The organism is Massiliimalia timonensis (assembly GCF_900186585.1).
GTDB lineage: Bacteria > Bacillota > Clostridia > Oscillospirales > Ruminococcaceae > Massiliimalia > Massiliimalia timonensis.
On the sequence record NZ_FYDD01000004.1, the window covers coordinates 841,750 to 854,010 of the forward strand.

Genomic DNA, 12,261 nt, shown 5'->3' on the forward strand with positions numbered 1-12,261 from the left:
TTTTCAGGATCTAGTGTCATTGTAGTATATGGCTGAAGCCTCTGTCAAGGAAATCACAAAGTTGTAATCTTTCTGACAACAAACCGGTTGAGTGTATTACAAAAAAGTAACAACGGGCATGGAAAACACCCGTTGTTGGAACAAATCGTTTTGTACGCTGTGCAGAAAATACACTGTATTATATTAAGAAACGAAAGAACATGTGTTAGGCGGTAAATTGCTTGGGCAGGCGTTTGTTAAGCAGGAATGCCAACAGGCTGGCCAGCACCGCCTTGATCACATCCCCGATCAAAAACGGTGCTACCGCGCTGAGAAAAGCCGCCTGCAAGGTCACTCCCTGCGTGATGCTCATCATAATAACGCCAAATAGATTGATCACTGGGATCCCGACCAATGCCGTGACCAGCAGGTACCGCCAAAATTGATTGTTTTTCCCTTTGAGGAGGCTGATTAAGACGGCGGCAGCTAAGAAGCCGATCAAAAAACCGCCGGTTGGGCTGACGAATTTTGCGGGACCGGAGATCCCTCCTGCAAAAACAGGCAGACCAATCAATCCGGCAAGCAGATAGACGCTGATCGCGGCGAAAGTTTGTTTTGGGGTCAGCAGCAGGGCAATCAGATTGACCGCAAGGGTCTGGCCTGTGATCACAACTGGGGTAAAGGGCAGTGGGACGACCAGATAGGAACAGACGATCAGCAGAGTGATGCACAGCGCGATTTTTGTAAGGGTGTAGACCCGTGTTTGCGGGATGGTTTTTTGTGTTTCCATAGGTATGTAAATTCCTTTCGTTTAGGGTTTGGCTCCAGTATACCAGAAAAATTTCAAATTGTAAACTGAAATTTAGAATTTTGGTTTACAATTTGAGGGAAATTCATAAAATAGAATTGCCAATTCCAGCATTTTCCGCTACAATAAATAATGCAAAGAAAATTTGTTTAGGCTTAGAGGAGAAAACTATCATGCCGTATGAAAAACGAACGTTTACCCAAGACGAGATCAAATACCTGACCTTGCTTTCCAATACTTATCCAACCGTTCAGCAGGTGTGCACCGAGCTGATCAATTTAAAAGCGATTCTAAACCTTCCCAAAGGCACCGAGCATTTTATGAGCGACCTGCACGGGGAATATGCGGCGTTTTACCATATCCTGAACAATGGTTCAGGGGTGATCCGGGAAAAAGTGAACCGCTTGTTCGGGGAAGAAAAGGACGAGCAGTGGCGTTCTGATTTCTGTACGCTCATCTACTATCCGGAGCAGAAGCTCAGTATGATCCGGGAAGAGGGGAAAAACACAGAAGCTTGGTACGAAGAGACCCTGTACCGGCTGATCGACCTGTGCAAGCTGCTTTCCTCCAAATATACCCGGCAGAAAGTGCGCGAGGCGCTTCCGGCCGAATACAGCTATATTATTGATGAGCTGCTCCACGCCCAGCCGGATGAGGACGACAATCAGCTGGTCTACCACCGGAAGATCATTGAAACGATCATAGGGATACAAAATTCCGACGACTTTATCATCGCGCTGGCCTCTTTGGTGAAGCGCCTGGCAGTAGACCGCCTGCACATTGTAGGGGATATTTTTGACCGAGGCCCCCGGGCGGACAGCATTGTAGATATGCTGATGCAGTACCATTCGGTGGACATTGAGTGGGGCAACCACGATATTCTGTGGATGGGCGCCGCGGCGGGCAGCCGTGCATGTATGATGACGGTGGTGCGCAACAGCGTGGCATACCACAACCTTGCGACTCTGGAAAACGGCTACGGGGTGAGCATCAGGCCTTTGTCTGACTTCGCGGGTAGGGCTTATCCGGAATGCGATTCCCCGCACAAGGCGCTTTTAAAGGCAGTTTCTGTGATCCTGTTTAAGCTGGAGGGGCAGGTGATCCGCCGGCATCCGGAATACAATATGGATTCCCGCATGCTGCTGGAGCAGATGGATCTGGCCTGCGGGACGGTAACGATCGACGGGAAAGTTTACCCGCTCAAAGACACTGTCTTCCCAACGATCAACTGGGCCGACCCATATGCGCTAAGTGAGGAAGAGGAACGGATCATGCACGGGCTTGCCCGGGCGTTCCGGGGAAGTGAACGCTTACAGCGGCATACTCGGTTTTTATATGAGCGCGGGAGCATGTACCGGATCTACAACCAGAACCTGCTGTTCCATGGGTGTATCCCCATGGATGAAAACGGGGATCTTGCCGTGGTGACCCACCAGGAAAAGCGGATGCGCGGAAAAGAATACATGGATTACTGCGACCGGAAAGCACGGCGCGCTTACCTGACCGAGATCAGCGAGGAGGAACGGCAGGACTGCCAGGACTTTATGTGGTATTTGTGGTGCGGAAAGGAATCACCTTTATTTGGCCGCTCCAAAATGACCACCTTTGAACGGATGCTGGTGGCGGATGAATCCTCTTGGACTGAGGAGAAAAATCCGTACTACCGGCATTATCAGTCCGAAGCGGCCTGTGTGCGGATCCTGGAAAATTTCGGCCTGACCTCCCCGTATTCCCACATCATCAACGGGCACGTCCCAGTCCGTGCGATCGAAGGGGAAAGCCCGGTCAAGGCAAACGGCAGGCTCATCGTCATTGACGGGGGGTTCTGCAAAGCATACCACAGCCGTACCGGGATCGCCGGGTATACGCTGATCTATAATTCCCACGGGATGAGGATCATGTCTCACCAGGCATTTGAAAATACCAAAGCAGCCATTTTGGAAAACCGCGATATTGAATCGAGCTCTGAAGTGTTTGAAACCGAGCTTTCCCGTGTCATGGTAAGCGATACCGATCACGGCAATAAGTTGAGCAACCGGATCTATGATTTGACCTTATTGCTCAATGCTTACCGGCAAGGTGTTTTGACTCCTAAGTTTTCGCGCAGACAGGATATCTCTTTACGGTATCCCGGGGATGAGCAGGACCTGATGAAAGAACTGCGGGAGCGCAGCCGTTCCTTATGAATTCTATCTAATAATCATCGTTGAAAATAAGAAGTAATTACAAAAAATAAGGGAAAGAATTGACATCTTTTTGCGAGAAGCTTATGATAAAATCAGTTCTATAAAGTTATGAAAAAACGGCTTAAACTCAGAAAAGGGAGGTTTTTTAGATGGGCATTTTAGAAAAGATGCGGTTAGATGGGAAATCCGCCTTTGTTACCGGCGGGGCGCGCGGAATTGGAAAAAGTGTGGCGACTGCGTTGGCAGAGGCTGGAGCTGATGTTGCGATCGTGGATATCGATTTAGATGAAGCCCAAAAAACAGCGACACAGATCGCAGGGGAGACCGGCAGAAAAACGATCGCTTTAAAGACCGACGTCACAGACCCGAAAGAGGTAGACGCTATGATTGATTCTCTGCTGGCATCGTTTGGAAAGATCGACATTGCTTTCTGCAATGCCGGGATCTGCATCAACGAGCCTGCCGAAAGCATGACCTATGAGCAGTGGATGAAAGTGATCAACGTCAACCTGAACGGCGTATTCCTAACTGCCCGCGCTGCCGGAAAGGTGATGATTCAGCAGGGCGGGGGCTCTATCATCAACACCGCTTCCATGTCCGGGCATATCGTCAACGTGCCGCAGCCCCAGTGCGCTTATAACGCATCTAAAGCGGGCGTGATCCAGCTCACAAAATCATTGGCAGTGGAATGGGCGACCAAAAATGTGCGCGTCAACAGCATCAGCCCGGGGTACATTGCGACGGAACTGATTTCCAACGCGCCGCATTTAGTTCCGCTGATCGAAAAATGGAACGATATGGCGCCGATGCACCGGATGGGAAAACCGGAGGAGCTTCAGGCGGTCGTTGTTTACCTTGCCGGGGATTGCAGCAGCTTTACCACAGGCTCTGACTTTGTTGTGGATGGAGCATTTACCTGTTTTTAATGGAGAGATTTGAAGAATGATGAAAAAGAAAATTGTAGTACTTGGGAGTTTAAATACGGATTTTGTGGCGGATGTTTCGCGTTTGCCAGTAGAGGGGGAATCTATGCTGGCAAATGGTTTTGGTATCGTCCCGGGCGGAAAAGGCGCCAACCAGGCATGTACACTAAGTAAACTGGGCGCGGACGTCACTATGCTCGGAGCGATTGGGAAAGACGGTAACGGGCAGATGATGAAAGACAATTTGGAAAAGTCCGGGGTAGACTGCTCCCACTTGCTGGAATCCGATGTACCGACAGGGATCGCTATGATTACAGTGTTTCCTAATGGGAATAATTCGATCGTAGTCGCGCAGGGAGCCAATATGGAAGTTGACTGCGCTTATATTGATAAAAATTTGAAGTTGCTGGCTGATTGCGATGCGCTTGTCCTACAACTGGAAATTCCACTGGAAACAGTGGCGTATGCCGCAAAAAAGGCAAAAGAGCTTGGAAAGCTGGTCATTTTAGACCCGGCCCCGGCTCCTGCCCCGGAAACCTTACCAAAGGGCTTGTTTGAAACTGTTGATCTGGTAAAGCCCAATGAAACAGAACTGGCAATTTTAACGGGAATGCCCGGTGCGGCAAAGGACCCGGCCCCCGCGGCCGCCCGTTTAAAGGAAATGGGCGCCAAGGAAGTGCTGGTGACCCTGGGCGGAGAAGGTTCCTATTTAAGCTTGGCAGATGGGACCGAGTACCGCGTAGCGCCAAAACAGGTGCCGGTAGTTGATACTACGGCAGCCGGGGACGCGTTTACCGCATCGGTCGCGATCCAGCTTGCAGAAGGGAAGCCGCTGACAGAGGCGGCGGAATTTGCCAACAAGGTTTCTTCGATCGTGGTGACCCGTAAGGGCGCGCAGTCTTCTATTCCGACCATGGAAGAGGTGTTATCCTACCACTTTGACGATTAGACCGTTTGATACGAAATATCCGATAGCGGAATATCCCCTGATATTCCGCTGTTTTTCTAAAGGATGGGAAAAGGAGGAAATGATATGCAACAAGAACCAACACTAGACTGGCTCACAGATCCGGAAGTATTTCAAATGAATCGATTAGACGCGCATTCTGACCATCGCTTTTACACCGACGAAATAAAGGCCTTGGAGCGCGGCCCGATGGACCTGTGCCAAAGCCTGAACGGGAAATGGAAATTCCATCTTTCCAAGAACCCGGCTTTGCGCCCGCAAAGTTTTTTTGAGGATGTTTTTTCATGCGAGGCGTGGGATTCCATCGAGGTACCGGGCCATCTGCAAACACAGGGCTATGGAGACCCGCAGTATACCAATACGCTCTACCCATGGGACGGTCAGGCGGACATCCTTCCTCCGGCTGTGGATATGGAGCATAATTTGGTGGGCAGCTATATCAAAACGTTTACAGTGGCTCCGTCACTGAGAAACAAACGGCTGATCCTTTCGTTTCAGGGATTTGAAACCGCAATTTATGTGTGGCTAAACGGAACGTTTGTCGGATATGGGGAGGACGGCTATACCCCGACCGAATTTGACATTACTGAACTGGTAACTGACGGGGAAAACCGGCTTGCTGTTGAAGTTTACCAACGAAGCAGCGCCAGCTGGATCGAAGACCAAGACTTTTGGCGTTTTACCGGATTATTCCGGGATGTCCTGCTTTATGCGCTGCCGCAGACCCATCTGGAAGATTTGTTTGTAACCACAGATCTTTCGGTAGACTATATCATCGGCACGCTGAAAGCCCGTTGCCGTTTTAGTGGGAAAACGGCCGACACGGTGGATATTGGGCTGTTTGACAAAGACGGGGAACTGGTAGAACAGCAGTTGGAAATCGGCTATCGGCAGGAAATGGACTTAAGCCTTTTGTTGGCTGCGCCGCATCTTTGGAGCGCGGAGGACCCGTATCTTTACACGCTGATGATCACTGTGCGGAAAAACGGGGAAACGGTGGAATCGGTTTCCCAGCGGATCGGTTTCCGGAAATTTGAGATGATCGACAAGGTGATGCACCTGAACGGGAAACGGATCGTCTTTAAAGGGGTGAACCGCCATGAATTCGATCCGGTCCGCGGGCGTGCGGTAACAGAAGAGGATATGCTTTGGGACATCCAGTTTATGAAACAGCATAATATCAACGCGGTCCGCACCTGCCACTACCCCAACCAGAGCCGCTGGTATGAGCTGTGCGATGAATACGGTATTTATTTGATCGATGAGGCAAATTTGGAATCGCATGGATCTTGGTCGCACATGGATGTTGATGTATCCGACTGGACTGTTCCCAACGACCGGGAGGACTGGCTGGAAGCGGTCTTAGACCGTGCCAACTCCATGCTGGAGCGGGATAAAAACCATCCGTCGGTGCTGATCTGGTCCTGTGGGAATGAATCCTACGGCGGAAAAGATATCTTTGAAATGTCACAGCTGTTCCGGGCCAAGGACTCGACCCGGCTGGTACACTATGAGGGCGTGACCCGCGACCCGCGTTACCCGGATACGACCGATATGGAAAGCCGGATGTATCCGCCGCCGTGGGAGATCGAAGCATACCTGCAAAATGACCCGCCGAAGCCGTATATCAGTTGTGAATATGTCCATGCGATGGGAAATTCCTGCGGCGCGATGGATGAATATATTGAACTGGAAAAATATCCGATGTATCAGGGTGGCTTTATCTGGGATTATATCGACCAGTTTATCTGTCGGAAAAATGAATTTGGCGAGCAGGTTTTGGCATACGGCGGTGATTTTGGCGACCGTACCACCGATTACAATTTCTGCGGGAATGGGATCGTGTATGCGGATCGCACCCCGTCTGCCAAGGCGCAGGAGGTGAAATACCTGTACCAGAACCTGAAGATCCGCCCGGATGAAGAGGGCTTCTGGCTGAAGAACGATAACCTGTTTGCCGGCACAGAGGGGTACCGGTTCGTGTGTGAAATGAAACGAAACGGCGAAGTCTGCTTCCGGACTGAAGTAAACGCCAAGGTCTCGGCACAGACAACAGAACACATTTTGGTATCATGGCCAAAACGGGAACCAGGTGCAGAATATGCGCTTTTGGTCAGTGCGGTGCTAAATGGCGGAACCATCTGGGCGGAAGATGGGTTTGAGCAGGCTTATGGAGAAACGGTTTTGGGATTTGTACCTGCTGTAAGGCCTGTTCCGTCCGGAACCTTAAAGGTGGTCAACGGAACTGGAAATATTGGTGCGTTTGGAGATCATTTCTCGGTTTTGTTCTCCCGGAAAGAGGGCGGGATCGTATCCTTAAAGTATGACGGGGAAGAGCTGGTGTCCCGCGCGCCGAAACCATACTACTGGCGCGCAGCCACAGACAACGACCGCGGCAACGGCCATCCGTACCGCTGTGGCTTCTGGTATACAGCCTCCTTGTTCCAGCAGACGGCGGACATCCGCGTAGAGGAACAGGAAAACTCCCTGACTGTGGCATATTGCTATCACTTGGCACCAAGCTCGGAGGCGCAGACCGTGATCAGCTATACGGTTACGGCAGATGGAGCGATTTCTGTCCGCATGATGTATTCCGGGGCGCAAAACCTGCCGGAAATGCCGATGTTTGGCTGGCGCGTCAAGCTTCCGGCAGAGTACGATCAGGTGAAATGGTACGGCGCCGGACCGGAAGAATGCTATATTGACCGCAGAAACAGCGCGAAGCTTGGCATTTACCAAACTACCGCTGAGGAGAATATTTCCGGTTATATCGTACCGCAGGAATGCGGGAACCGTACCGACGTCCGGTGGGCGGAGATTTCGGACCTGCACGGAAAGGGGATCCGTCTGGAATTTTTGGAACAGCCGTTTGAGCTGGGTGTCCTGCCTTATTCCGCAGAACAGCTGGAAAGCGCGCTGCATTGGGAGGAACTGCCTTGTCCGACCGCTACCTGGGTCACTGTTGCCGGAAGGCAGATGGGAGTTGGCGGTGACAACAGCTGGGGAGCGCATACGCATGCTCAGTATCTGATCCCCTCCGATCAGCCGGTATCCTGTGGATTTGTGATCCGTCCGCTTTGGTAAAGAACATAAAAAACCTCTCTTGATTTTCAAGAGAGGTTTTTTCGCGTTGTTATGCAAGTTCACGGATCACAACGGCGCCGGTAACTGAGGAAGCGTTCGGACCGGTATACTGTAAGGAGAAAGTCCCCGGAGCAGTTAGGGTGCTGATCAAAAACGCGGCGGATACGCTGGCGGACATCCCGGCCTCTGAAAGCTGGGCGGTCGTGCTGTGGCTTGCTTCAGGCACCAGGTTGATCAGGGGCTCCACTTGGAAAGAGCCGGCAGTAGACCCAGTAGCAGTTACCTGATAGCTGATCTCAAAAATATGTCCCTGCGCAAGTGAGATTTCGGTTCCGGAAACAGGGGCAATGACCTGCCCGGAGCTGATCAAGATCGGCAGCAGCGTCAGATCGGTATTGCTGGCTGCGGCGTTGTCCAGAATATGAAACATTGCATATTCTTGGCAAGGGATGCAGATCGGCGGGCAGCAGGGCTGCGGGCAACACGGCGTTTTGGGGCAGCCAGCTTGGCAGTTGTCATCGGTTCTGCAATCATAAACATTCATTTTCATTGTATTCACCTCCATTCCAGTATATGAAAGGAGGTGAAAAAAGGGGAATCTGCTATTCCTGAGCAGGATTGCACGCCTTGACCTGGCGCACTAGTTCCAGCACATCCTGATAGGAATCAAGCGCTCCGCAGGCATTGCGGAATTTTGCGGCTCCGTGCATCCCTTTTACATACCATGCGGCGTGCTTGCGGGATTCCCGGATGCCTTGGCGTTCCCCTTTAAACTGACAGATCAGGCTAATGTGTTCCAGCATAATTTCCAGCCGTTCGTCAATACTTTTTGAGGGAAGAAGCGTTCCGTCTGTCAGATACCGGTCGATCTCCTCAAAGATCCAGGGATGTCCATAGCTTCCACGGCCTACCATAACCAGATCACAGCCGGTTTTTTCATACATCTCCTTGGCAAGCTGAGGGGTGGCGACGTCCCCGTTCCCGATCACCGGAATAGAAACAGCCTGTTTGACTGCTTTGATAATGTCGATATCAACCGGCGGGTTGTACATCTGGCGCTTAGTACGTCCGTGAACTGTAATGGCGGAGGCACCGGCTTCTTCCAGCATACAGGCCAGCTCCACGGCGTTGATGCAGGTGTCGTCAAAGCCTTTTCGGATTTTTACCGTGATGGGCAGGTCCACCGCGTCCACGCATGCCTTTACAATGTCTGCGGCAAGCTGGGGCGTTTTCATCAGGGCGCTTCCACTTCCGGTTGTAACTACCTTCTGCACGGGACATCCCATGTTAATATCAATAAACTGAGGTTGAAACTTGGCCGCCTTTTTGCAGGCAAGGGCCATGATGTCCGGCTCACTGCCGAAAAGCTGAACGCCCATGGGATATTCTTCTTCGGTAACTGCAAGCAGTTCGGCGGTTTTCCGGTCAGAGTAAAACATCCCCTTGGAGCTTGCCATCTCCCCAACCACCAAAGCGGCGCCGTATTTTTTGCACATCAGCCGGTAAGCATGGTCGGCAACCGACGCCATGGGCGCCAGTGCGGCAGTTTTGGGCAAGGTAATATTTCCTATTTTCACAATATCGTTCCTTTAAAGTTGAAATAAAACCGGGGGCGTGATATACTGGGTACAGACCCGTTTCGTACAGGATTTGCCCCGTGGTTTCAGCTTTTCATTATAAAGCAGATGCCGCGGTTCGTCAACCGTTTGTGCGGTAAAATGGGCTGGGAAAGGAAGAAAAAATGAAGCTGCTTGCGATCGATGGGAACAGCATTCTAAACCGTGCTTTTTATGGGGTACGGCTGCTCTCTAACAAAAAGGGCGTATACACGAATGCGATTTTCGGATTTTTAAATATCTTGCTAAAACTAAAAAAGGATTACCAGCCGGATACCACGGCGATCACCTTTGATCTAAAGGCGCCGACGTTCCGCCACCTGCGGTATGACGGGTATAAAGCCAACCGCAAAGGGATGCCGGAGGAACTGGCTATGCAGCTGGAACCGCTGAAAGAGATTCTGCGGGCGCTGGGCTACCCGCTGATAGAGCTGGAGGGTTATGAAGCGGACGACCTGCTGGGGACTATTGCCGCGCTGTGCCAGAAAAACGGGGCAGAATGCATCATTGCCACCGGGGACAGGGATTCCTTACAGTTAGTTGGCGACCGTGTAGCAGTATGTATGGTAAAAACCAAGGAAAACATTTTATATGATCCGCAGAGGTTAAAAGAGGATTACGGAGTGACCCCGGCCGAGATCATTGAACTGAAGGCGCTGATGGGGGATGCTTCTGACAATATCCCCGGAGTAAAGGGCATTGGAGAAAAAACGGCCACAGCTTTGATTCAGAAATATCATTCTATCGACACGATCTATCAGTCGCTGGAGGAGATCGAAGCAACGCCAAGGGTAAAAAAATTGTTGGGCGAGGGAAAGGAATCTGCCTTCTTAAGCCGGGAGCTTGCCACGATCTGTGTAGAAGCACCGATGAAAGAAGATCTTGCCGATTTGCAGATGAAGTCGGTCCAGGAAACAGAGCTGGCGAACTGCCTGACCCAGTTGGAGTTATTTAGTTTCTTCCCGAAATTTGGGATACAGCCTGCTATGGCACAGGAAAATACCGATGCTCCAGATCGCACAAAACAGGTGAAGCTGCTGCTTGATCCGACTTTGGAGGTGCTGAAAGAAAAGCTGGAGCAGCAGGGCAGGATCGATTTTTACCGGGAAGGAGAAACCGTTTATTTTTGCTTTGCGGATGCGTTGGCTGTCTGCCGGGAGCAGGCGGAGAATGCGGTTTCTGAGCTGGTGTTTTCCAGTGTCCTTCCAAAACGGACGTTTCAGGCAAAACAGTTTTTTAAAGAAGCAAGGGCTATGGGTACTGCCTTTGAAAACCTTACGTTTGATGCGGAGCTTGCCGGATATCTGTTGAGCGCCGCCTCCAGAGGATACGCGCTGGCCGGTTTGGTGCAGAAATACCTGCCGCTGCAAAGCTGCCAGGTGGAGGCCGCTGGGGAAGAAGCGGAAGCATTCCAGACAGCCGCGGCATTCTCCGATTTGTGTGATGTTTTGGAGCGCACCCTGAAAGAAGAAAACATGCTGGACCTGCTGCACGAGATCGAGCTGCCGCTGTGCGAGGTTTTAGCCGACATGGAATATGAAGGGTTTGCCATTGACCTTGAGCAGGTACGCGAATATGGCGACGAACTCCAGCAAAGAATAGACGGGCTCCGCGACCAGCTGTTTATCTATGCAGGGCACACCTTTAACCCCAATTCCACCAAGGAACTGGGCGTGATCCTGTTTGATGAACTGGGGCTGCCCGCGAAAAAGAAAACCAAAACTGGCTATTCTACCAATGCTGATGTGTTAGAGAGCCTGCGCGGCAAGCATCCGATCATTGAATGCCTGCTGGAATACCGGAAGCTGACCAAGCTCCATTCCACCTATATCGTAGGGCTTTTAAAGGTGGTAGGTGAGGATCAGCGTGTCCATTCCACTTTTAATCAGGCGGAAACACGGACAGGGCGGATCAGTTCCACTGAGCCAAACGTGCAGAATATCCCGGTACGGACCGAAGAGGGAAGCAAGATCCGGGAATTTTTTGTGGCGCGGGAGGGGTATACCTTGGTAGACGCCGATTATTCCCAGATCGAACTGCGGATTCTCGCACATATTGCAGACGATGAAAATATGATCCGCGCGTTTCAGGACAAGGTGGACATCCATCAGGTCACGGCCTCCCAAGTGTTCCATGTGCCGCTTGACGAGGTGACGCCGCAGTTGAGAAGCCGAGCAAAGGCGATCAATTTTGGGATTGTTTATGGGATCGGCGCCTTTTCACTGTCGCAGGACATCCATGTTTCTGTAGCAGAGGCCAAAACGTATATTGACCAGTATTTGAAAACGTACCATGGTGTGCGAAACTATATGGATGAGATCGTCCGGCAAGCGGAGGAAACAGGCTATGTCAGCACCCTTTACCATCGACGCCGCGACTTGGCGGATATTCGTTCCACCAATAAGGTGGTAAAGGCAAATGCTAAACGGATCGCCCTGAACACGCCGATTCAGGGGACTGCGGCGGACATCATTAAAATTGCGATGATCCGGGTATTCCGCCGCCTGAAAACAGAGGGGTTGGAAGCGAAACTGATTTTACAGGTCCATGACGAACTGATCTTGGAATCGCCTGTGATGCAGGCGCCGTTTGTGGCCCAACTGTTAAAAGAGGAAATGCAGTCTGCGGCAAAGCTGGCGGTAGAACTTTCTGTGGATGTTCACACCGGCAAAAACTGGCTTGCCGCAAAAGGATAAAA

The 12,261-nt window shown here is 51.2% G+C and carries 8 protein-coding genes; 5 read left to right on the forward strand and 3 right to left on the reverse strand.

Annotation, left to right across the window (positions count from 1 at the left end):
* Positions 1-205 precede the first annotated feature (205 nt).
* On the reverse strand, positions 206-769 hold the full coding sequence (locus tag CIB36_RS11770; protein ID WP_093989727.1) for a biotin transporter BioY: 564 nt from the start codon (positions 767-769) through the stop codon (positions 206-208).
* 191 nt (positions 770-960) lie between these two features.
* On the opposite strand from CIB36_RS11770, the gene CIB36_RS11775 reads away from it, so the two are divergent.
* From CIB36_RS11775 to CIB36_RS11790, 4 genes are all read left to right on the forward strand, one after another.
* Positions 961-2,973, forward strand: a complete 2,013-nt coding sequence (locus CIB36_RS11775; RefSeq protein WP_178085720.1) for a fructose-1,6-bisphosphatase — start codon at positions 961-963, stop codon at positions 2,971-2,973.
* A gap of 149 nt (positions 2,974-3,122) precedes the next feature.
* Positions 3,123-3,899, forward strand: a complete 777-nt coding sequence (locus CIB36_RS11780; RefSeq protein WP_093989728.1) for an SDR family oxidoreductase — start codon at positions 3,123-3,125, stop codon at positions 3,897-3,899.
* A 16-nt stretch (positions 3,900-3,915) separates the two neighbouring features.
* On the forward strand, positions 3,916-4,845 hold the full coding sequence (rbsK, locus tag CIB36_RS11785) for a ribokinase (protein ID WP_324612415.1): 930 nt from the start codon (positions 3,916-3,918) through the stop codon (positions 4,843-4,845).
* An 84-nt stretch (positions 4,846-4,929) separates the two neighbouring features.
* Positions 4,930-7,947 (forward strand): glycoside hydrolase family 2 TIM barrel-domain containing protein, encoded by a 3,018-nt coding sequence (locus CIB36_RS11790; protein WP_093989729.1) that lies wholly within the window; start codon positions 4,930-4,932, stop codon positions 7,945-7,947.
* Between the two features lie 49 nt (positions 7,948-7,996).
* On the opposite strand, the gene CIB36_RS11795 is transcribed toward CIB36_RS11790, so the two are convergent.
* Both CIB36_RS11795 and dusB read right to left on the reverse strand, forming a co-directional pair.
* A complete protein-coding gene (locus tag CIB36_RS11795) occupies positions 7,997-8,497 on the reverse strand; it encodes a hypothetical protein (protein ID WP_093989730.1) in 501 nt (166 codons plus the stop codon).
* Positions 8,498-8,549: 52 nt separating this feature from the next.
* Positions 8,550-9,524 carry a tRNA dihydrouridine synthase DusB gene (gene dusB / locus CIB36_RS11800; protein WP_229408245.1) on the reverse strand — a complete coding sequence of 325 codons (975 nt, stop codon included), beginning with the start codon at positions 9,522-9,524 and terminating at the stop codon, positions 8,550-8,552.
* Between the two features lie 164 nt (positions 9,525-9,688).
* Between dusB and polA the strand changes: the two genes are divergently transcribed.
* Positions 9,689-12,259, forward strand: a complete 2,571-nt coding sequence (gene polA / locus CIB36_RS11805; RefSeq protein WP_093989731.1) for a DNA polymerase I — start codon at positions 9,689-9,691, stop codon at positions 12,257-12,259.
* The last annotated feature ends 2 nt before the right edge of the window (positions 12,260-12,261 follow it).

Excerpts from the sequence above, each read along its gene's own strand:
- CIB36_RS11770 (WP_093989727.1), bottom strand. The coding sequence starts at position 769 with ATGGAAACACAAAAAACCATCCCGCAAACACGGGTCTACACCCTTACA.
- CIB36_RS11775 (WP_178085720.1), top strand. The coding sequence starts at position 961 with ATGCCGTATGAAAAACGAACGTTTACCCAAGACGAGATCAAATACCTG.
- CIB36_RS11780 (WP_093989728.1), top strand. The coding sequence starts at position 3,123 with ATGGGCATTTTAGAAAAGATGCGGTTAGATGGGAAATCCGCCTTTGTT.
- rbsK (WP_324612415.1), top strand. The coding sequence starts at position 3,916 with ATGATGAAAAAGAAAATTGTAGTACTTGGGAGTTTAAATACGGATTTT.
- CIB36_RS11790 (WP_093989729.1), top strand. The coding sequence starts at position 4,930 with ATGCAACAAGAACCAACACTAGACTGGCTCACAGATCCGGAAGTATTT.
- CIB36_RS11795 (WP_093989730.1), bottom strand. The coding sequence starts at position 8,497 with ATGAAAATGAATGTTTATGATTGCAGAACCGATGACAACTGCCAAGCT.
- polA (WP_093989731.1), top strand. The coding sequence starts at position 9,689 with ATGAAGCTGCTTGCGATCGATGGGAACAGCATTCTAAACCGTGCTTTT.